The sequence below is a fragment of the Crateriforma spongiae genome, assembly GCF_012290005.1.
GTDB classification, from domain to species: Bacteria; Planctomycetota; Planctomycetia; order Pirellulales; family Pirellulaceae; genus Crateriforma; species Crateriforma spongiae.
This window is the reverse complement of sequence record NZ_JAAXMS010000002.1, coordinates 898,941-920,477: the sequence shown is the minus strand read 5'-3', so window position 1 is coordinate 920,477 and position 21,537 is coordinate 898,941. Positions and strand designations below refer to the sequence as shown.

Here is a 21,537-nt window from a genome sequence, read left to right as displayed (position 1 = left end):
ATGGGTGATCAAACGAAGGTGGAAAAGCGAAAGCGGATGCCCGCCGGTTGTATCGCGGGCGAGGGAGTCTATGCGTGTTCGATCGATGAAACCATGACGATTGTTTCTCGCACTAGCACGATCGTTCCAGCGGCGTCCATTCAACATACCCGATGGGGACACGTTGTATTTGCCCCGGTCACGGTGCCTTCACGACCACAACCGATTCATCGTCGGTTGGGTTGGAACCAGCCAATCAATGCGAATCTGGTGGGACGTGTGATCGAAGCACCGGAGTGCGGACGGGCGTGGATCTGCGACCTTAATCGATTGCCTGCGGCTTTGATGCGTTGGTAATCCGAACGGCCTTGCCGATGTTCAGTCGGACGTCGCTACTGAGACCCGAGAATTCGAGTGGCGAATCGGCGGGCGGCGGGCCGATGGTCCATGTCTTTCGTTGCTCGGGTTGTTGACCGGAATCAAACGCCAATCGATTGTGCCAGGTGCTAGTCACCTGGATCGATAAAGTGTTTTCGCCAGGATGAACTTGATCAGAAATATCGATCCGGTAGGGTGCCGACCAAAGTGTGCCTGCATGGATTCCGTTTACTTCGATGGACGCAATGTTTCCGACGCGTCCTAGGTCCAGCTGAAACCGCCGATCGCTCGGTTTCGCGTCCAGTGCGAATGTCGTTTTGTAGGTCGCGGTACCGGAGAAATGACGAACCGCTGGGGCGTCCAACTCGGACCAAGGCCGTGGTCCTTGCAGAGTCAATTGATCAGGGGTGTCCCATCCATCGGGAAACCGAATCTGCCAGGTGCCGTCCAAAGGAATCGTATTCGCATCGGTGATGTCCACCGTCCGCGGCGAGCCTTTGGCTCGATCGATTCGATACTCTCCGTTCTGATAGGCGATCAAATGTTCGCCGGCGGGATCGAATTCAACCGTGGGGGACGGTGGCAGAACCCATGGTTGTGTGATTCCATAGCGGTCGATTCCAAACGCGGGGTAGCGCGGTGTGTCGTCAATGCGTGCGGTGTCGGTCGCGTCAAGCAAGACGTCGGAATTGCGCGAAAGACGCTGGATCGGTACGCTCGACGATGATTCAGGACGAAAGACCACAAACGTGGAACCGGCGGCCGGCAGGCGGATCGGAATCGCGGTGCCGTTTTCCGTCCGGTGGTACATCGGGGCGGCCATGCGATGGCCATCGATCGGATTCCAAAGCTCGGGCTTCCCTTTGGCGCGAAACTCCAGAGTCGCATCGACCGCTTGCGTGCGACTTCCAATGACAAAGTAGATGTCGATATCGCCGACGCGACGGTGACACCATCGCTGACGAAGTGTTCCGTGCACGTCGGGCGGTACGTCGATACTTTGGAGGGCTTGCGCCAGCGACATGCCCCACAACAAGCGACCACGGCCGATCTTGCGATCACCTGGATGCCGACCTGCATCGCCCCAAAGCTCTTGAACCAGTCGACGGAATCGCCCGTCGGCTTGATCGCCACCACTGTATGAAGGGTTCATGATGGGAGCCGGTCCGATGACCGTCGCCCCTGCGTGAAGCAGTTCTTTGATTCGCTGGAGTGTTTGTGGTGTCAAACGTCGACACTGCTGCGGGGCCAACCAAAGCACCTTCCATCGCGTGCCTTCGGGAATGACCAGTTCGCCGTCATCTACCGTCAGCCGATTCAGCAAGGCATCTTGATTGACATAGTCGAAATGGTAGCCGCCGGGAAACGGCGAATCTTGTCTGGGTTTGTGATCAACGTCATCGCCCAGATACCAAAGCACATCGGCGACGGGATGGCCTTGTTCCAGCATGTGCTGGCAACGCGCAAGGTAATCGGTGAACAGTCGCATGTGCCGCCACCAAGTTTGACCACGCAGGAATGGCGTTCCAATCGTGCTGCCGAACGATGTTCCCGGTAAGCGGTCAAGCGGGTTGTGGGTGTAGGTATGGAAAACCAAATGGGTGACGCCCGCGGCAAAAGTCCGATCGGCCACGTTCTTCAGTGAAAACGGATGCTCGCGCCAATTCATCGGTGCTGACGTGAACGTTTCGCATGCGACGCGAGGTTTGCCATAGATGTGCGCTGCCGAGGATGTGGGGGCGATCGGTTTGGTTTCCAATCCACCGACATGCGGATCATTGGGCTTCCAGACTTCGCACATTGGAATATCGGCCGACTTGAAGTATTCCAGAATGTCGCCCGGCGATACGTCACCCACGGCGGTTTCGAACGAAAGTTCCAAGTCGTGTTGTTTGCCCAGTTCAGCCATTCGGCCGTAGTAGTTTTCAACAATCAAATCGCTGATCGTCGCCCGCCAGTCACGCAGGAATCGCTCGCTGGCGGTGTGGTTTTCCACGACCCAACCGCCCAGGGCGGGAAGCCAGCTTCGCAGGGAATAACCACGTCGCTTTTGAAATTCTTCCTCCATGGCGGGCGTCCACGTTTGTGTGTAGCACTCCCAGCTATCGATCAGCATTCCTTTCAAGCGATCATCGTCAGCGGCGCCGCCGGGTTTGGACAACCGGCCGATGTAACCGGCAAAGTGTTGTTCGGCTCCCATCGGCGAAAGCTTGTCGCATTCGAATCCGGTCGCCTCGGGTGGAGCCGGCTTGTTCTTTACCCCTGTATTGACGTGCCCGAACCGAACGATGGTCCAAACTCCGTCAGGCGGTTCCCAAGTCAACTTCCCAGACGAATCCATCATCGCCGAAACATCTAAGACATCTTTCAAGTCGATCCATGCTTGGGTGGATTGTTGGGCCGGTGTTGGTCGTTCAAGACTGCGAAGCGCATATCCCGCTTGGGCCGGCCAATCGTGGGTGCGTGCCCCTGACGACAGAAGCAGGTGCGAAATCTCCATCGGCCGACCGTTAAGGAACGTCATTCGATAACGCTGGGTCTTCGCATCGGGGACAGATAAAACATAGTGATGCTCGGGTTGGCGATCCTGCCAGTTACCTCGTGGTACTTGGTGAGTGACCAGTGGTTTCCAGCCGGCGTCATGTCTCGCGGAGATTGATATGGATGAATCCGGATCGAACATCATCCGCTTCATCAAGTGTTCCGTTGGAGGCAGCTGAATCGACCGTAGCGTGACCGGTTGATCAAACTCGAACTCAACCCAGTGATCCAATGAATTTGTCGGTATCTGGATCTTGATGTCGTCGCCCTGCATCAACTTCGTCCAATCCGCCTCCGGCAAACTGCTAGTGACCTTGGATGGAATGAGTGGTTGACCGGAGTCTCCGTCGGGCGTCGGAAACGCGAGCACGGCGATGTCACGGTAATCACGCCATTCCTCGTTGCTGGGCTGCGGCACGGACAGATCGAACGACCGTCGTTCTCCACCTGCCACATTCACACGACTGAACACAAGATGCCGCATCGCGTTATCGGGCGTGATCCATGGACCGCCGGACATGGCCCAGCCCGGACAATTCTGCATCGTGAACTTGAGGTCCAGGCGTTGGCATTCATCTGCGACATGGCCGACCAAAGAATCCCAGGTTGGGCTGAGCGTCTGGATTTGCGGCTCCACGCCCGGCCAAGCTCTCCCTCTACCATGAAACAACTGAATGCCGCGGAGTCCAGCCGAAGCCACCGCGTTTAGGTCTTTCGTCAACGCTTGCCGATCGACGTTTCCACCAATCAAGTGAAACCATGTCTGTGGTCGCGATTCCAACGGCGGTGAACGGAAACCTTGCGACAACTGCTTCGGTTGCGCTGTGGCGGATACTGGGGTCGCAACGATCAGAATCGCAGCCAGCAATCGTCCGACTAAATGGTCGGTGAATGCTTTCCAACGTCGGCGGCATGCGGCCGGAAGGTTGGTCAATGTGAACATCGAACGTGATTTGTTCATCAATCGATTCCTAAACCGCTGAGATTTCAAGTCGGACCGCCAAAGCATCCCGTCGTACCCATTCGTCAGCAAACGATCGTGCAATCCGTCCTGTTCTGTATTCGCTTGTGCGGCTTGACGATGTGAGACCATCAGTGATGTGGATGCGCCAGCATCTGCCAAGTTTTCAAGGAAACGACGGCGATGCATGTGACGGGGGTTCTGGTTCATTTTCATTGCTTGCCGCGTAAAGTCATTCAGCCTTGGATCAGCTCCGTTGGTTCCTTCGGGCTGCGAATTGCGGTCGGTTTTGGGGGCTCGTCGCAAGTGGTTTCAGCGCATGGGGGCAATCGGGCATTGGCATGACGCATGCATGTCGAAGGTCTCGAGTCAAATGGTTGCAACGCACTATTTTGCCGCGGCTCGCGAAGCTCCGAGACCAACGATGGCCGGCGCGGATAAAGGCGTTGTGGTTGCATCATTCGCCCCCAGGTCCACGGGGGTTTCTTTAGCAAGCGTCAGCCGAGTCGGGATCGCATCGTAGGTCTGACGAAGAGCCGAAACCTTCACGATCGAGCCAAGAAATAGCACAATCGTTCATGAGCAATCACGTGTCGGGATGTCGGCCCACACGGCAGTTTTTGATGACAGATCCTTGCTGAAGTCCATGCGAGACTTCGCAAAGCGATTCGGAGGCCACGCATGCGTTCGTCGTTTTTGGGCTATCTTGAGCGTCGCTGGTCGCGGCTGTCGAAAGAAGTATTCCCAGTCGCTTTGCCGTTTGTTTTCGCCGCGTGATGAAAGTGGAAAGCCGCGTGTACCCGATGCTTCGTTTTGCCGTCGTTGCCTGTGTGTTGATATTCCCATGGCAGGTTGGGGCAGAGGACCGTCCCAACGTGATTCTGATCATGGCCGATGATGTCAGTTGGGAATGCTTCGGGTGCTACGGCGGTGAAGACTACGAAACGCCCAACATCGATCGATTGGCCGCGCAGGGCATTCGTTTCGAACATTGCTATTCGACACCGATCTGTACTCCGTCACGTGTCAAAATCATGACGGGGAAATATGGTTTTCGAAATTACACGCACTTCGGCTACTTGCATCCTGATGAACGAACGTTTGGCCACATGATGCAAGACGCGGGTTACCAAACGGCAATCGCGGGGAAATGGCAGCTGAATGGTCTGTACAACTCGTTGCCAGGCAACCAAGATTCCACGCGACCGATGAATGCCGGCTTTCACGAATCATTGCTGTGGCAGGTCACCCGCGGCAAAGGCGGTGACGGTGGCGAACGTTTCTGGGACCCGCCGCTGGAACACAACGGGAATTTCATTACGAAGGAAGAAAACGCTGGAAAATACGGACCAGATTTATTGACCGATTTCGTTTGCGATTTTGTGGAACGCAATCGTGACAAGCCATTCTTTGTTTATTACCCGATGGTTCTGGTCCATGACCCGTTTGTCCCCACGCCGGATACGGTGGGTGACCAGGCAATCACACATGCATTGAACAAGGCACCGAAGGGGGCCAAAGCCCGAAAGGCGAACTTTGTGGCCATGGTCCAGTACATGGACAAGCTGATCGGTCGAATCGCCGACAAGGTTGATTCGCTGGGCTTGGGCGAAGACACCATCATTCTGTTCACTGCGGACAACGGCACCAACACAAGCATCCGGTCCCGATGGAATGGCACCGAGATTCAAGGTGGCAAAGCAGGAATGAAAGACAACGGGACGCACGTTCCACTGGTTGCTCGGTGGACGGGGCACACGCCGAAGGGAAGCGTGTTGTCTGACCTGGTCGACTTCACTGACTTCTATGCGACGCTATCAGATGTTGCGGGCCGCGAGGCGACTGCTGATGATCCGATCGATGGAAGAAGCTTCTTCCCGCAACTCAATGGCCAGCCGGGGAATCTTCGCGAGTGGGTCCTATGCCACTATCAATGCTATTGGAAGAAGAAGCCAGGGCAGTACGCCAGAACGGCACAATACAAGTTGTATCGCGATGGACGCTATTACCAAGTTCCGGTGGACTTGGACGAGTCCAATGATCTTGGCGATTCGGTCAATGGTGAAGCGGCCAATGTTCGAAAGGAACTCGCGTACTTGTTAGAAAAGTGCCCGCCCGTTCCACCGGGAGCGTTGGACAAAAACACCAAGGTCCGGCCAACGTATCCGGAAACACCGAATCTTTTTGCGCAGTGATGCAGACGTTTGCGGCACACGATCGCATCACGCAGGCCGCAGCTTTCATTGCGGCGAACATCGCAGCACTATTGACGGCTTCTCAAAACGAATCGACCGCTGACTGTGTTGAACGAGTCGTTGTCTTTTCCCGTGCCTGCGCCGGTGAAATTTGCGGTGAAGTCCAAGCCGTCGAACCATTTGGTTGGGAAGGCGATGAAGAATACGTTGTTCTTCCACGGCCAGTCGCTTCCCGGTCGCTTGGCACCGAACGGTCTCTCCGGACTGTAATACTCCACGGTTGTCCAGGGACCCCAGGGTGCGGGTGCATCAAAAACTCCCAGTAAACCCGCCTTGCTTTCACCGTGTTCCGTGCAGATCAGGACTCGCTGTAATCCAGGGTGGTAACACGCACTCATGCACCATCCGACCCCGTTTGAATCGCGAAAGACAGGACGTTTTTCGTCAATGGAGCCCCACTTGGGCTGATCGTCAGGGCTCAGCCCGGCAAAGAACTCGAAGCGATCGCGATCTGGTCCGAATTGAAGTTGATCCGTGGCGATGCGGGCAAGGTAAATCGTCCCTGGGCGATGGACGATCAATCCGGCGGCGTCGTTTCCTTGTTGTTGTATTTTGGGATCACTCGGCCGAATGAAATAGCTGTAAACATAGTCGCCAAACGATTCAGGGACGCCCCGGTTTGCACGTCCAAAGTTTAGGAACGTTGGTATGGTCAGGTTGTCGAAAGAGGTGAATTTCCAGCCGGATTTGTTCCATGTGGCACCGAAGTCACGAGAACTTGCCAAGCGAATGAATTCATAATGGTTTCGGTAGTCCTTGCCTGGTGGTCTATCGGGGACAACCCACATGTGAAGCTGTTCGTCAACGCCGATCATTCCCCAGCTTTTGCCATCGAACTGGGCCGGATTTTGACCGTCGACTCCGCCCCAGATGTTGGTGCCTCGATAGTCATCGGCGGGACCTTCAATCTTGGCCACCCCCAATCCGACACGGCCCTTGGAATTGGATCCGCCGAAGCCTCCACCGTCACCCCAAGCCCCATAAAGGTGGCCATCCTGTGCCCAGGTCAATTGAAAGTTGTCACTACCCTGTGCGGCACGTCGGTGCGTCTTCCAGTCCAACTGAATTCGTTCAATGATTGGACTTTTGGGATAGGGCTCGTTGGCGACCGACCGGGCGAACATTCCAAGGCAGACAAACATCACAACTACACCCAGGCGTACAAATGAATGTGATGCTACCGCGGATGGCCTTGTGTGGATTCGGCTGAATGGGTTCACGACATCCTCCAAGAGTTTCTGCCGTCCCGGCGATAGCGAATCGCCGGGTTAGAATGTTGTGAGAAATCGAAAAGGGGAGACGAGAGAACTCGACCGGTGGTGTGTCCTCGATATTACTGACGATCGTCGGTTATCTCGTGGGTATCTTCTTGTGTCAGTTTTCGAAAGCGGTTGTTGCGCAGAACGACGTCGTTTTCACCAACCTTTGCAAAGGCGACCGACTCGTCACCCAGGCCGCTGATCAGGCAGTTTGAGATGCTGGAGAAGCGAACGTCCTTCATTCGAAAGGCGGCTCGGTTGAAGTTTGCCAAGACACAGCCACTGATCGAAACGCCCTCGCAATCAGCCAACTCGACCACCGCGTCCTGGTGCACGATTCCCTGAAACACCTCGCCGTTGAGTGTCAGGTTTCCACAGCCTTCCAGGATCATGCCCAGCTTTGCGTCCGCGCCGTCGCCATAGTGATATTGCGGGTTTCGGTCGTACAAGTTGCCCGACAACGCGATCTCTCGGCAATTCTTGGCTCGTAAGTTCGCTTCATAACCCTTCCACATTGTGTTGCCCGAAATCGTGATCCCTCGCACGTCCTCGAGGTCGATGTTGAACTGGACGTCGGAAAGCACATTGTTGGCGATGGTGATGTTTCCGACACGACGGTCTTGTGTGAACGATCGCGCTTCCGGGATGCCGGTGATGCGAATGTTTGCGGAATCCGTTGCCTCGTGGGTGTGTTGGATCGTACAGCCGACGATCGCGACCTCCGCCACCGATGCATCGTTCGAATCCAGCAGGATGTTTGCGGTCGCGGGCGAACCATCGCCCGCATGGTTCCCTTCGATGTCGCAGGTACCGATCTGCAGGTTGCGGATCTCACTGCGACGTGACACCACGCCACCGCCTTGGTTGTAACTGATGTGACAGTTGGCGATGTTGATTTGATGCAAGTTCAAGTCTTCCATCAGCACACCAATGCCCGCGTTTTCATACAGGTGGCATTGTCCAATCGTGACATTGCGATTGCGACCTGTCAGGCGAATAGCGTGTCGGCTGTTGCGGATCACTAGGCGAGTCATCGTCAACTGCATCGTACCGGATGCTTCGATCCCGTCGGCCTCGGGATGCTTGCCGACGATTTCAATTCCGTCGATCAGTGGGGCACGCTGGCGATCCCAAACACCCGGCCGGACCGTCGATGGGCTGGCGGTTCCATCGTGCGTCCCGGTGAATTGAATTGCGGGCCCAGGCCCCGTCATTACAAAACGGACAACTCCATCGCCATGCAGGCTGGTCCAACCGACGCGATCCAGGTCAATCACGATGGGCCGAGTCAGTCGGTAAACGCCTGGGGCGAAACGCAGCGAACCGGTGGAGCGGTCCACGGCCGCCTGAATCGCCATGGTGTCGTCGGCGACTCCGTCACCGACTGGTTGGTGCGGCAGGGAAGTGCGTGCATCGTTAGCGTGTGCCGGGCGGGCATTTTCAACGGTTTGCGCGATCAGCAACGACGATGGCAGCGTCCATAGCGTAAATGCAAAAAGCAGCAGTGGTCGATTGATGTTCATGGTCGGCCTTCCTAGGGTTCGTAACTCAGCAGCTTACCAAGACCGATCAGCATGGGTACGTCAGGCTGTCCGGCTATCCTGCAATGACGCAAAGATGACTTCCCATACCGGTTTGCTGCCTCGCACGGAACTGACCTTGGCGTGGCGACATGGTGGCGTTGCCGAACCAAGATCACTTTGGCCGAATCCACCCCGTGCTGGTCATCAGTGCTTTCTGGAAATGGGGAGCGATGTCAGCGGGGCCGGTGCGCAGATGCTAAAAACAGACGCATCGAAAAGCCTTCTCGGGTCGCTCCTGCGAACCTGGCTTGCATTCGGTCGCCGGTGTCCCCACTTTCCTTCAATGATCCGCGAAGCCCATGAAGCCAATCGTTCAGATCTCACTTGACGTCACCGACATCGCGGAAGCCGTGAAGCTTGCCGAACTGGCGATGCGTTCCGGGGTGGACTGGCTGGAGGTCGGTACTCCGTTAATCATCGCCGAAGGGATGCATGGGGTGCGGGCACTTCGTCAACGGTTTCCCGACACCCCCATCGTTGCCGATTTGAAAACGATGGACGGCGGATGGCTGGAAGCCGAACTGATGGCCAAGGCCGGCGCAACGCATGTGGTCGTCATGTCTCAAGCACATGATGAAACGATCAAGTGTGTTGTGAAGGCCGGGAAAGACTTTGGTGTGGGCGTGATGGGCGACAACTTGGCTTCGTCTTGCATGATCGACGGGGCCAAGCGACTTGAACAGCTTGGTTGCGGCTACGTCATCCATCACATCGGGTTTGACGAACGTAACGGAATTGCCGCGGCGGGCGGACGCATGCCCAGTCCAATGGATCAACTGAAAGACGTGGTGGACGCGGTGTCCGTACCGGTTCAGGCGGTCGGCGGACTGACCTTGGAACAGGCGATCGAAACACCCAAGTTCGGTGCCCCATTGGTTGTGCTTGGTGCACCGCTGACGATCGACAACGATCGGTTCCAGGCTGCATCGGGTGACATCGAAGGGGCACTTCGAAAAATCTGTGATCATGTGCACGGGTACGGTGATGTCGTGATCGGAGGGTCGGTCGAATGAGTATGCCCGCGGTGGTCAATTACAAAGCGGAAAAGCACTGTGTCGAGTTGCGGGAACTGGATGTTCCCGAGTTTGGTGATGATGAAGTTCTGCTGGAGGTTGGTAACGTCGGTGTCTGTGGCAGCGACTTGCACCAGTGGACCAATGATCAATCTTGGCCTGTGAATTATCCGGTCGTCTTGGGGCATGAGTTTTGTGGGACCGTGGCCAAGGTCGGCCGGCGTGTCGATGGGTTCCGTGAAGGCGACCGCGTCGTAAGTGAAACCGCCGCGGTGATCGATCCGGACAGCCCGATGACCCGACGTGGTTTGTACAACTTGGATCCGTCTCGCAAGGGTTTTGGATATGGCGTTGATGGCGCGATGACGAGGTTTGTTCGGGTACCCGCGCGGACTTTGCACGCGATTCCCGATTCGTTGCCATTCGAGTCGGCGTGCTTGGTGGAACCTTGTTGCGTGGCCTACAACACCGTGGTCGGGAACGTGCGGATTTTTCCAGGCGACCGAATTTTGGTCTTGGGACCGGGGACAATCGGGATCCTTTGCGCGGCCATCGCCAAGCTGTGTGGTGCCGAGGTTGCGATCGTCGGTTTGGAAAAGGATCGGCCGCGGTTGGACATCGCGATGCAGTATGGTTGCAGCACCATCGTTGGCGATGCCCGTGATTGGGCACTGCAACGCGACGCAATGGGATGCGATGGTGTCGTCGATGCGGCGGGAGTGGGGCCGACGATGAAAATCGCTTTGGATTTGGTAAGACCGGCGGGCTGGATCTGCAAAGTTGGTTGGGGTGCACCATCGGATGGTTTTACGCTTGACCCCATGATCCAAAAGAACATCACCGTGCAGGGAAGCTTTTCGCATCATTGGGCTATCTGGGAACGTGTGATCGCGCTGCTTTCCAGTGGTGCGCTTGATGTGCGACCCATCATTGGTGGCGTCTGGACGCTCGATCAGTGGCAAACCGCTTTTGAAACCATGCACAGTGGACAAATCGTCAAAGCCGTCTTGCGCCCCTGAACACTTTGGAATTGAATTGGGACATGTGATGGGGATGCTCTTGGTGAAGGTCGACGTTTCGATCGCAACGGAACGTCGGGCCCCAGGGATCGAAAAGAAAGTTGAATGCCATGCCGAAATTAGCCGTTTTTCCGAAGGCCTACATGGATGCCTTGTGCATCGATGGCACGATGAAGTTGGAGCAGTGGATTGATCTTGCCGCAACGTTGCCGATCGATGGTCTGGAGTTGTACAGCGGGCTTTTGGATCTGAAGGATTCCAGTGTCTGGGGCCGATACCGAAAATTGATCGAATCGTCTGGTCTACAAATGCCGATGATGTGTTGTTCGCCCGATTTCACTCATCCCGATGATGGCTTTCGCGCCGACCAGGTCGAAAAAGAAAAGTACTGGATCAATATGACGGCCGAACTTGGGGGCCAATATTGTCGTGTACTCAGCGGCCAGCGTCGGCCGGAGATTAGTCGTCAGGACGGAATTCGATATGCCGCGGATTGTATCCGGGCTTGCATCCCGTACGCGAAAGAACGAGGGATCACGCTGATTATCGAAAACCATTACAAAGACAACTATTGGACCTATCCCGAGTTCGCCCAATACGCTGATGTGTTTTGTGATCTGGTCGACGCGATCGACGTTCCTGGCTTCGGGGTCAACTACGATCCCTCCAACACGTTGATCGCTGGGGAAGATCCGATCGAACTACTGCAACGCGTCAAAGATCGCGTCGTAACGATGCACGCATCAGACCGCTATCTGAAGGAAGGCACTTGGGATGACCTGCGGCATGAAGAGATGGATGTCGAAGGTTATGCGCAGCGACTTTGCCATGGTGAGATCGGAAAAGGGCTGAATGACTACGACCAGATCTTTGCGATCCTTCAGGACATCGGGTTTGATGGTTGGATCAGTGTGGAAGATGGTGTCGAAGGATTCGATCAGTTGCAACGCAGCGTTGAATTTCTGCGACGCAAATTAGCAGCCTGGCAAGCTTAGCCCATCGCGGTCTTCATCTTGGTTCGTTGCACGGCGGTTGGATCGAGGGCCTTGGTCTGAACCTGGCCGGGGGGGCGTGTGAGTTCCGCTATGATGGTTCGGCGGATGATTGAGTGTGGTTCAAAGTCGGCGTCACCAACAGATCAGCGGAATGATGAAGCGTCTAGTTTGCCTGTTAATCTTTCTGTTCACTTCGTCATTTGCCTTTGCGGACGATCGTCCCAACTTTGTGATCATCATGGTCGATGATATGGGATACGCCGGGATCAGTTGCTTCGGCAATCCGTACTTTCAGACGCCTGAGATCGACCGCCTGGCTGCGGAGGGCATGCGATTGACCGACTTCCATTCCTCTGGAACTGTCTGTTCGCCGACGCGTGCGGGTTTGCTGACCGGTCGCTACCAGCAACGTGCGGGAATCGAGGCAGTGATCCATCCGGTGCGAAGTCATCCGGAGCACCGAAAGGGATTGCAAACGTCTGAAGTTACCTTTGCAGAGATGTTGCAATCCCAAGGATATGCGACGGCACTGATCGGCAAGTGGCATCAGGGGTATGTCCATAACTCCGACGATTTTCACCCGCAAAACCATGGTTTTGATCAGTTCATCGGGTATCACAGCGGCAACATCGACTTCGTCAGCCACGTTGGTGACCACAATGAACACGATTGGTGGCATGGACGTGAAGAAACGAAAGAAAAAGGGTACGTCACCGATTTGATCAACGCTTACGCGGTTGACTTTATCCAGCGAAGTCGAGACCAGCCATTCTGTCTGTATATTCCGCATTTGGCGATTCACAATCCGGTTCAGACGCCCGGCGATCCGCCACGACGCACCGAAGACGGAGGTTGGAATCGTTGGAAGCCCGCGGATCATGACGAACGCATTGAAAAGTATCGCGGAATGACTTTGCCGATCGATCAGGGGGTCGGTCAGATTCGAAAGAAGTTGACCGAACTTGGACTGGATCGCAAAACACTCGTTTTATTTTTCTCTGACAACGGTGCGGCCAACGATTTTCCCAGCGGCAGTCCCGGTCTGCGAGGTAACAAAGGCAGCGTGTACGAGGGCGGGCATAAGGTTCCCTTCATTGCCTGGTGGCCAGGTCGAATTGCAGCCGGCAGCAAGAGTGATGTTCCCGCGATCACTTTGGATGTGATGCCCACTCTGTTGTCTCTCGCCGGAGTGCAATTACCCGCGGATCGGCGACTTGACGGTGTTGACTTGTCGCCCCTGCTGCTTCGGCGTCAGACTCTGGAAAGTCGGCCTCTTTATTGGGCTTCGCTTAGCAACAACGGGGGGCGTTCCGAGGCGATGCGAGACGGTCCATGGAAGCTGGTCGTCCAACATCCCAGGGCCGCAAAAGGAAGCTTTGAAAACGAGCGTCTGGAGCTGTACCGCCTGGACCAAGACCCTTCGGAATCGAACAACCTGGCAGACCAGCATCGTGCTCAAGCAGCACAGATGTTGTCCCGTTTGAAAGACTGGTATGCCGACACGCAGCGCACCGCGACGCCACAGTTTGGCGGTTGGCGGCGCTAGATTTCCGGAATGACATCAGCGTGTACCCAGCCACTGAGATGGCGTTTGTAGGCAACGCTGGACTGGAACAATGCCGTGGGTGGCCGACCAATCGTTCCCGAAAACTGGACCGGCAGAGTCGGGTTGGGATAGACTGCCAGGAGTTCCAACTCAGCTTCCCACCGGGGCGTGTTCCGGCGGTGGGCGGGCCTCACTGAAATTGACAGCTTATTGTCAACATTCGCGCGGCCGCAGCGTTCACCAGAGCCATTCGTCTTGACCGTGTTTGACAGGTTGACGTCATTTCATTCGCGGGTAGCGGATGGTTCTGGACGCATTGGATCATTCATCAAGTTATTTCAGGAAAATTGGACATGATTCAGCGGCTATATCAAACGGTGGCAATCGCGTTGGTGCTATTCGTGGGTGTTAGCCATGCCTCGGACAGGCTGAACATTCTCTTGATCACCGCTGATGATTTGGGAACACAGCTTTCCTGCTACGGAGATCCGATCGCCAAAACGCCCGAGATCGACGACTTGGCGAGACATTCGGTCCAGTTTCAAACGGCGTACGTGAGCCAAGCGTCTTGCAGCCCATCGCGGTCCACGATGTTCACTGGCTTGTACCCGCACGGAAACGGTCACTACGGATTGGCGAACGCCAATGTCGGATTCCAGTTGCATTCGGAATTGCGTGACGACGTGTTGCCAAATGTGCTCAAGCGGGCCGGATATCGAACAGGGATTATCGGAAAGCTCCACGTGAATCCGGAAGATTCATTTCAGTTTGACATGCGGCAAAGAGACGGATTCGGCAACCGGTTGGTCCGAAAGCAACTGCAGTATGCCAAAGAGTTCGTCAGCCAGTCAGAAGGACATCCATGGTTCTTGATGTTCAATCTGTTCGATCCGCATGTTGCGCGCCAGCGACTTGCCAACGGGAATCGAGGACCACAATACTTTCCAGACCAAGTCGATGGATTGCCGGAGAAAGTTTTAACCGCGCAGGATGTCCCGCCGTGGCCGTGGCAACAAGTGAATTCGCGGGCACAACGAACCAAGATCGCAGGTTACTACAACTGCGTGCATCGGATCGACGCGGCAATCGGAATGCTGACCCAGATGCTTCAGCAATCGAGCCATTGGGATGACACGTTGATCATTTTCCTTGGGGATCATGGACCACCCTTCGCGCGAGGAAAAACCAGTTGCTATGAAGCCGGGCTGCGTATCCCGTTCTTGGCCCGATGGCCGGGTGTGTCTGAGCCACATGTTTCGAACCGTTTGGTGGGCAGTGTCGACATTTATCCGACGATCTTAGACGCAGCTGGCATCGAAACGAATTCACCGCTGCATGGACGCTCGCTAAGGCCGGTTTTGGTGCAATCGGAATCGGTGGATTGGCGCAATACGCTAGTTGCTGAATTTCATTATCACGGCGGATCGCCGTTTTTTCCAAGAAGGGCCATTACCGATGGCCGGTTCAAGTTGATTCATAACTTGCGTTCCGGCGAGGTCACCGCTTCACCGTCGGTCGATGGCGATCGAGCCAACGTCATGGCTGAAAAGCTGGGATCTGATCATCCGGCCAGGCTGGTGATGGAGCGTTTGGCTGATCCGCCCGAGTGGGAATTGTACGATCTGAAGGACGATCCGATCGAGTTCGACAACCGGGCAAACGATCCGGCAATGTCCAAGGAGGTAAGCCGATTGAAACAGGCTTTGACCCTGTGGCAACAGCGAACGGAGGATCCGTTTGTTGATGCTGATTTTCGCGACAGGATCGAAAGCAAGTATCAGAAATCCTCCAACTGAAACGAACGGTTTCGGCTGATGAGTGCGTCATTCGGTTCAGTCAGATTTGTATTTGGACTGACGTGCGATATTGGGGCCGACACCATCGATCACGAACCCCAAGTCGGTCGAAAGAGCATCCGAATCCACCGATGCAAACCAAGGGATTCAATGAGCCAGCTGGTAACCATTCGAATGCAACGGTTTCTAACGAACACGATTGCTGCGATCTCGTTGGCCGTCATGCCAATGCGGGCCGCCGATTGCTCCGCACAGTCAGTTGTGCCGGCGGACCTTGCGGCTCAAAAAGCCGAAGCGGAGCAGTTTTTTCAGAAAAGCATTCGTCCATTCATCAAGACCTATTGCCTGGATTGTCATCAGAATCGACGTCCGACCGAGGCAGGGCTCAGCTTTACCCCCGCGCTTGATACGCCGGGGCATGCCGCCTTCAGTGAGAAATGGAAGAAGGCAGTGGCGCGCGTGAAAGCGCATGATATGCCTCCGGAAGGTTTAGAGCAGCCCAGCGATGAAGAACGACTGAAATTTGTTCAGTGGCTGGATAAGGTCAAATACCTTAGTCCCAAAGACCCGGGGCCGTTTGTCATCCGGCGTCTAACCAAGACAGAATACGCCAATACCCTGCGTGATCTGTTTGGTGTTGATCCCAAGGTTGCCGATCGTCTGCCCGACGAGGTCAGCGGTGAAGGTTACCTCAACTCTCTTTCCCCACTTCAGCTGGAACAATACCTTGCAATCACTGACCAGGTGGTGAACCAGGTCATTGCGACTGACGAGTCGTCTCCGACGAACTGGCAAAGGGAATGGATCGGCCAGCTTCCCTCCGAAAGTTCGAATACTGGTGCAGCCGTCGAAAAGATTGCCAGATCGCTTGCCAAGAACATCTATCGGCGGCCTGCGTCGGATGATGAAGTGGCGGTCCTGTTGAATGTTTACGAACTCGGACGTGGAAAAGGGCTTTCAGAAACCGGATCACTGCGTTTGATGCTCAAAGCGATGTTGGTTTCCCCACAATTCCTGTTCATCACACCGGCCGTCGGGGCCGCTGCCCCGGTGGGCATTGTTCCACTGGACGACCATCAGATCGCCGCGCGTTTGTCGTACTTGTTGTGGGCAACGATGCCCGATGCCGAACTGATGGCACTGGCTGATTCCAAACGACTGCATGAACCACAGACGTTGAAGGCTCAAGTCTATCGCATGCTGGACGATCCACGGTCTCGTGCGTTGTTTGATGGTTTTGGCGCACAATGGCTTGGGCTGACGGACCTGAAGACCAGGGCGTTTGATGCATCAAAGTTCCCACAGATGACCGACGCGATGCGATCGGCCATGTATGACGAGGTGCGATTGTTTTTTGAAGACGTGGTACGAAACAACCACAGCGTCACGCGATTGATCGACAGCGAATACTCGTTTCTCAATGAAGACTTAGCAGCGATTTACGGACTTCCGGATGCCATTTCGGGGCCAGAGATGCGTCGTGTTTCTTTGCCCGACCGAAATCGTGGAGGGATTTTGGGGATGCCCGGCGTTCTGGCGGCCACGTCGTTTCCCAACCGCACCAGCCCGGTCATTCGCGGCGTGTGGGTATTGCAGCAAGTGTTGGGCGAACAGGTGCCATCGGCGCCGCCCGATGTACCGGAACTCGAAACACAGGATCAGGAATCCGTGGCCAACTTGACACTGCGCGAACGGACGGAATTGCATCGAACGGATCCTGTCTGTGCCAACTGCCACAAATTGCTCGATCCGATCGGTTTCGGCCTCGAGAACTTTGACGCGATTGGTCGCTGGCGTGATCAAGATGAAAATGGTCGTGCCATCGATTCCACGGGCGAGCTTCCCGATGGAAGTCGATTCACCAGCCCCGAAGAATTGAAAGCGATGATCGCCGGTCGCGTCGACGACTTTTCACGCAACTTGCTGGAGAAGTTGTTAGCCTATGCTTTATGTCGAAGGCTGGAGGGCTACGACGAGATCGTCGTCGATGAATTGATGCGAGAAATCGCAGCGGATGACTACCGAATGAAAACGATCGTCACCGCCGTGGTCACCAGTTATCCCTTCACACATCGCCAGACCAACTGATTGACGCAGTTCAATCAGTTGGCAACGACAGACTGGGCGCATCAGTTGGCGTGCCCGAAAGGTTTCTCATGAGCACAATCAGCACGATCGGGCGAAGATCCTATCTTAAGGGTGCGGGAGCCGCGCTTGCGTTGCCTCTTTTGGATGCGATGGGATGGGCGGATTCGGGGGCAGGCAAAGCGTTGAAACCTCCGGTCCGTTTGGGATTCATGTACATGCCCCACGGGGTGATCATGGATCAGTTTTGGCCCGCCGATGCGCACAGTTTCTTGACGTCGCCACCACCGGCAATCCAGTCACTGCGACCGGTTTTGGATCAATGTCTGATGATGAAAGGCATTTCAGGCGTTTCCAACGGTCCGTACAAGGGTGCCCCCCATGCCTTGGAATTGTCGACTTGGCTGACCGCGGCGCTGCCCGATCCCGATCGGCGTGATGAGATCGCAATCTCGATTTCCGCAGACCAGATTGCGGCGAATGCATTGGGAGCGTTTACCACGCTGCCTTCGTTGGAACTTGCCACGATGCCCCAAACATGGAAAGAAAACCAAGCGGGGCTGAACGAAGCCTACTATTCCCATTGCAGTTTTCGTTCTCCAACCCAGGCGGTCCCTGCCGAAATCAATCCGCGGAATGTGTTGAATCGACTGTTCAATACGAAAGATCAAGACAGCGGCAAGGTTTCCTCGGAGATCAGTCCCTTGGACCGCAATATGTTGGATCTGGTTCTTGGTGGTGCGCGTGATTTACGACGGACGCTGTCTCCGAACGACCAGCAAAAGCTGGATGAATACCTAGATAGTGTGCGGTCGGTGGAACGACGAATCGCCGCCATTGAAATACGTCAAAAGGAAGCGGCATTGGAAAAGGCTGGGATTCGACCGAGCCGTAGTCACAAGTCGGATTCGCCACCGATCGAGGTCAAGATTCCTGAAGGAGACAAACGTAGCGAGTACATGCAGGTCATGTGCGATTTGAATGTGTTGGCCTTCCAAACCGACACGACTCGGGTGTGCACCTACATCGGGTCCACGCCAAACGGTGCGTCCTATCCGGAGCTGGGATTTTCTGACAAGCATCATTCGACAACACACCACAACAACCAGCCCGATAAGGTCCGGAAAGTCGCCGCCATCACGGAATTCAATATTGAACAATTTGCCTATATGGTGAAGAAGATGCACAGCTTGCGTGAAGGCGATGGAACACTGTTGGATAACTGCATCATGATGTGGGGTTCCGGACTGGAAGACGGTAACAAGCATACCCGCGAAAATTTGCCCTTCATTTTGGCCGGACGCGGCGGCGGTTCTCTGAATACCGGGCGTTTCCTTCCGGATGTTCAGGGGAATCAGGGAGATTTGTTGACGACCTTGTTGACTTGTGCCGGCGTGCCGATGGATCGTCCCGTAGGAATCGCAACCAAGCAAATTACGGAGCTGTCAGCGAAAGGCTAGACGCATGTCCTGGTTTTTTTGGGGCGAACTTCGGGCTGTTTTTTCACGCAGATGGCATGGTCGAGTCGAAGGAGTCGTGCGGTATTATGTTGCAGGATCACGCACGATGAGAGTTCGTTCCGGACGAAGCGATTGGTTCCGATAAGATTGCTGGCCAGGTGAATGGAGATGGTAATGACGATGGTTCGGTTTGTTTGTTTGGGTGTCTGTTCGATTGCACTGTTTGTGACAGGATCCGTGAATTCGGGACGGGCGTCTGCACAGCAAATCGGATCCACCACCGTCGTATCAGCCGACGCATCGCAGCGAATCGTTCCGGCTGTTCCTGCGCCCGGTCAATGTATGCCGCTGTTGATTGATAGCGATGTTGCGAATGAGATTGATGATCTTTACGCCATCTCGCTAGCGCTTGCGGCCAGCGAGAGGTTTGAGCTTCAGGGGATGGTGGCTACACACTTCGCGCAGTGGGCGGGACCCGACAGCACTGACAAGTCGTTTGATCTGTTACAGCAACTGTTGGAAGTGTCGGGAAACCAAGTACGATTTCCGATAGCCCGTGGTGGCGACCCCATGCAGTATTCAAATGTCCCCACTTCCAGTGAGGGAGCGGATCTCATCGTTAGGCTGGCAAGGCAGGCGTCGCCGAGCAATCCGCTTTGGGTTGTCGTGTTGGGAGCCGCGACCAATACAGCAAGTGCCATACTGCAGGCACCCGACATTCAACCCTACCTGCGGGTTGTCTTTCATGCCCGCTGTGCCCACCACTGGCCGGAGCGAACGGTTCAGTTCAATGTCGTGGGCGATGTGATCGCCGTTCAAGCTTTGTTGGAAAGCCAGGTACCGTTGGTGTGGTTCGACACAGGAACCAAACTGACGATTCCGTATGCAGAAACGAAAGCAAGGCTTGCCCCGATGGGAGCCACCGGAGAGTTTCTGCATCGATTTCGAGACCAGAAGCCGCAATTCGCCAAGGTCACGAAAGGCTTTTTCGATGTCGGCGACATCGCTTGGCTGATGGATCCGACGTTGTGCAAGATGGAGGTCGTTTCTACACCTCGACTGCAGCGAACGTTGGCTTTTGAAAGATCACAACGTCACGGCGAGATGTTGCGAGTCAGCGAGATTGACGTGGATCGCACCTGGAAACTTTTCTTTGACAGCCTTACGCGGTCGCCTCAGATTCGTTAGTCCGGTACGTTTGTTGGCGGAGCAGACAATCGTCTGGGCACGTGTTGGTGCTTCAAGGCGATAGCAAGTCAGACATTCGCTTCCTCAGCTCAGCCAAGGTCGACTGCACCTGGGCATCTTGCCGGTGGGTGACGGCCAAGTTTTCAAATTCTTCGGAGTCGCGGGAGTGATCGTACAACTCCTCCTCGCCGGAAGAGTAACGGATGTATCGCCAACGTGGCGTCCGCAATGCATGGTGGTCAACAAATGTCGTGAGCACTGGATGGGGCCAATTTCGGGTGGGGTCTTCCAGGATTGGCCGCAGTGAATGCCCATCCAGTTCGCCGAGAGGTTGAACGCCTGCGTAATCCAATACGGTCGGGGCAATCGTTAGTAGGTCGACCGGTTGATCGTATCGGATGCCGCTGGGGATGCCTGGCCCAGCCACGATCATGGGGATCCGTGTGGTCTGTTCCCACAATGCGGCTTTGCCCCAATGCCGTTTCTCACCCAAGTGCCATCCGTGGTCGGAGAACACAATCACATAGGTGTTCTTGGCATGGGGACCACGATCCAGCGCATCCAAGACACGACCGAGTTGATGATCCATGGCCGAGGTGCACGCCAAATAGGCTCGCAGAACGTCTTTCCATTTCCCCGTCTTCTCCGCCCAATCTTGGTTGAACAGACCTGGCGCTTCGATGTCCTGGGGACGTCGTGGTCGTCGGCCAAAGTAAACCAGGTCGTCGTTGTCGTCTGGAATGGTTTGGGGCAGGGCGATGTCGGCTTCGGGATGCATATCGAACCATTGGCTGGCGGCATACAGCGGCGTGTGTGGCCGGTAAAAACCGCAGCCCAGCAGAAGAGGTCGGCTGTGACGGTCGTTCAGTGCGGCGATCGTGCGATCGGCGATGATCGGATCAAAGCTTGACGCTTGATCGCGATCTTTCGGGGGAACGCCCCAGTCGGTGATGGAATCGCCAGAGGCATAATTTAACTTTGGCTTCTGTCGTGGACCGTAACTGAAGACATTTGAACGCTGCCATTCGACCGCTGATTCGGCCTGTCGACCGACGTGGAATAGTTTGCCAAAACCAAGTGTGCTGTATCCGGCCGACGCCATCGCCTGTGGCAGCGACACGGCATCGGGATGATTTGAACTTTCGCGAAACCACGGAGATCGATTCGCGGTGATGCCAGTCGTGGTCGGTCGTAGGCCAGTCCAAAGACTGGTGCGTGACGGTTGGCAAACTGGTGAATTGCAATAGGCACGAGTGAAAAGGACCCCGCGTTCGGCCAAGCGGTCAAGGTTTGGAGTGATCGCATTCGGATGCCCGTCCAGGCAGCCGACATAGTCATTCAGATCATCGATCGCGATCAACAAAAAATTGGGCCGTGTTTCCGCACCGTGTGATGTCGCGGCGACGACAAGCATTCCGATCGCCAGCAGTCGTGGAATGAACTCGGATTGACTAATGTTCATAAGTCTACTGTTTTGCG

Annotated in this window: 14 protein-coding genes; 9 read left to right on the top strand and 5 right to left on the bottom strand. The window is 55.4% G+C overall.

Annotated elements, in window-relative coordinates:
• Window positions 1–301: 301 nt before the first annotated feature.
• Window positions 302–3,859 (bottom strand): glycosyl hydrolase, encoded by a 3,558-nt coding sequence (locus HFP54_RS07505; protein ID WP_168564606.1) that lies wholly within the window; start codon window positions 3,857–3,859, stop codon window positions 302–304.
• A gap of 776 nt (window positions 3,860–4,635) precedes the next feature.
• On the opposite strand from HFP54_RS07505, the gene HFP54_RS07500 reads away from it, so the two are divergent.
• The gene (locus tag HFP54_RS07500) at window positions 4,636–6,054 is read left to right on the top strand and encodes a sulfatase family protein (protein WP_206036039.1); all 1,419 of its coding nucleotides are present in this window, start codon (window positions 4,636–4,638) and stop codon (window positions 6,052–6,054) included.
• 68 nt (window positions 6,055–6,122) lie between these two features.
• Here the strand turns inward: HFP54_RS07500 and HFP54_RS07495 are convergent, their stop codons facing one another.
• On the bottom strand, window positions 6,123–7,256 hold the full coding sequence (locus tag HFP54_RS07495; RefSeq protein WP_168564605.1) for a glycoside hydrolase family 183 protein: 1,134 nt from the start codon (window positions 7,254–7,256) through the stop codon (window positions 6,123–6,125).
• A 191-nt stretch (window positions 7,257–7,447) separates the two neighbouring features.
• Window positions 7,448–8,896 (bottom strand): right-handed parallel beta-helix repeat-containing protein, encoded by a 1,449-nt coding sequence (locus HFP54_RS07490; RefSeq protein ID WP_168564604.1) that lies wholly within the window; start codon window positions 8,894–8,896, stop codon window positions 7,448–7,450.
• A gap of 359 nt (window positions 8,897–9,255) precedes the next feature.
• Between HFP54_RS07490 and HFP54_RS07485 the strand changes: the two genes are divergently transcribed.
• The 4 genes from HFP54_RS07485 to HFP54_RS07470 all read left to right on the top strand — a co-directional run bounded on the left by HFP54_RS07485 (window position 9,256) and on the right by HFP54_RS07470 (window position 13,529).
• Window positions 9,256–9,969: an orotidine 5'-phosphate decarboxylase / HUMPS family protein gene (locus HFP54_RS07485; RefSeq protein ID WP_168564603.1), complete on the top strand. Its 714-nt coding sequence runs from the start codon at window positions 9,256–9,258 to the stop codon at window positions 9,967–9,969.
• A complete protein-coding gene (locus HFP54_RS07480; RefSeq protein ID WP_168564602.1) occupies window positions 9,966–10,988 on the top strand; it encodes a zinc-binding dehydrogenase in 1,023 nt (340 codons plus the stop codon). The genes HFP54_RS07485 and HFP54_RS07480 overlap by 4 nt, the downstream gene beginning before the upstream one ends.
• Before the next feature lie 110 nt (window positions 10,989–11,098).
• A complete protein-coding gene (locus HFP54_RS07475) occupies window positions 11,099–11,983 on the top strand; it encodes a sugar phosphate isomerase/epimerase family protein (protein WP_168564601.1) in 885 nt (294 codons plus the stop codon).
• Window positions 11,984–12,134: 151 nt separating this feature from the next.
• Entirely contained in the window at window positions 12,135–13,529 is a 1,395-nt protein-coding gene (locus HFP54_RS07470) for a sulfatase-like hydrolase/transferase (RefSeq protein WP_206036038.1), read from the top strand.
• Here HFP54_RS07470 and HFP54_RS07465 read toward each other — a convergent pair.
• Window positions 13,526–13,678 carry a hypothetical protein gene (locus HFP54_RS07465; RefSeq protein WP_168564600.1) on the bottom strand — a complete coding sequence of 51 codons (153 nt, stop codon included), beginning with the start codon at window positions 13,676–13,678 and terminating at the stop codon, window positions 13,526–13,528. The genes HFP54_RS07470 and HFP54_RS07465 overlap by 4 nt on opposite strands.
• 204 nt (window positions 13,679–13,882) lie before the next feature.
• On the opposite strand from HFP54_RS07465, the gene HFP54_RS07460 reads away from it, so the two are divergent.
• From HFP54_RS07460 to HFP54_RS07445, 4 genes are all read left to right on the top strand, one after another.
• Complete coding sequence (locus tag HFP54_RS07460; RefSeq protein ID WP_168564599.1) at window positions 13,883–15,325, top strand: sulfatase family protein; 1,443 nt, start codon at window positions 13,883–13,885, stop codon at window positions 15,323–15,325.
• A gap of 150 nt (window positions 15,326–15,475) precedes the next feature.
• Window positions 15,476–17,413 carry a DUF1592 domain-containing protein gene (locus HFP54_RS07455; RefSeq protein ID WP_206036037.1) on the top strand — a complete coding sequence of 646 codons (1,938 nt, stop codon included), beginning with the start codon at window positions 15,476–15,478 and terminating at the stop codon, window positions 17,411–17,413.
• Window positions 17,414–17,481: 68 nt separating this feature from the next.
• Complete coding sequence (locus tag HFP54_RS07450) at window positions 17,482–18,870, top strand: DUF1552 domain-containing protein (RefSeq protein ID WP_168564598.1); 1,389 nt, start codon at window positions 17,482–17,484, stop codon at window positions 18,868–18,870.
• A gap of 342 nt (window positions 18,871–19,212) precedes the next feature.
• Window positions 19,213–20,058: a nucleoside hydrolase gene (locus HFP54_RS07445; RefSeq protein ID WP_168564597.1), complete on the top strand. Its 846-nt coding sequence runs from the start codon at window positions 19,213–19,215 to the stop codon at window positions 20,056–20,058.
• Between the two features lie 52 nt (window positions 20,059–20,110).
• Here HFP54_RS07445 and HFP54_RS07440 read toward each other — a convergent pair whose 3' ends face one another.
• A complete protein-coding gene (locus HFP54_RS07440) occupies window positions 20,111–21,520 on the bottom strand; it encodes a sulfatase (RefSeq protein WP_168564596.1) in 1,410 nt (469 codons plus the stop codon).
• Between the last annotated feature and the right edge of the window lie 17 nt (window positions 21,521–21,537).

Excerpts from the sequence above, each read along its gene's own strand:
- HFP54_RS07440 (WP_168564596.1), bottom strand. The coding sequence starts at position 21,520 with ATGAACATTAGTCAATCCGAGTTCATTCCACGACTGCTGGCGATCGGA.
- HFP54_RS07505 (WP_168564606.1), bottom strand. The coding sequence starts at position 3,859 with ATGAACAAATCACGTTCGATGTTCACATTGACCAACCTTCCGGCCGCA.
- HFP54_RS07480 (WP_168564602.1), top strand. The coding sequence starts at position 9,966 with ATGAGTATGCCCGCGGTGGTCAATTACAAAGCGGAAAAGCACTGTGTC.
- HFP54_RS07490 (WP_168564604.1), bottom strand. The coding sequence starts at position 8,896 with ATGAACATCAATCGACCACTGCTGCTTTTTGCATTTACGCTATGGACG.
- HFP54_RS07470 (WP_206036038.1), top strand. The coding sequence starts at position 12,135 with ATGATGAAGCGTCTAGTTTGCCTGTTAATCTTTCTGTTCACTTCGTCA.
- HFP54_RS07460 (WP_168564599.1), top strand. The coding sequence starts at position 13,883 with ATGATTCAGCGGCTATATCAAACGGTGGCAATCGCGTTGGTGCTATTC.
- HFP54_RS07500 (WP_206036039.1), top strand. The coding sequence starts at position 4,636 with ATGAAAGTGGAAAGCCGCGTGTACCCGATGCTTCGTTTTGCCGTCGTT.
- HFP54_RS07455 (WP_206036037.1), top strand. The coding sequence starts at position 15,476 with ATGAGCCAGCTGGTAACCATTCGAATGCAACGGTTTCTAACGAACACG.
- HFP54_RS07485 (WP_168564603.1), top strand. The coding sequence starts at position 9,256 with ATGAAGCCAATCGTTCAGATCTCACTTGACGTCACCGACATCGCGGAA.
- HFP54_RS07475 (WP_168564601.1), top strand. The coding sequence starts at position 11,099 with ATGCCGAAATTAGCCGTTTTTCCGAAGGCCTACATGGATGCCTTGTGC.
- HFP54_RS07450 (WP_168564598.1), top strand. The coding sequence starts at position 17,482 with ATGAGCACAATCAGCACGATCGGGCGAAGATCCTATCTTAAGGGTGCG.
- HFP54_RS07495 (WP_168564605.1), bottom strand. The coding sequence starts at position 7,256 with ATGTTTGTCTGCCTTGGAATGTTCGCCCGGTCGGTCGCCAACGAGCCC.
- HFP54_RS07445 (WP_168564597.1), top strand. The coding sequence starts at position 19,213 with ATGCCGCTGTTGATTGATAGCGATGTTGCGAATGAGATTGATGATCTT.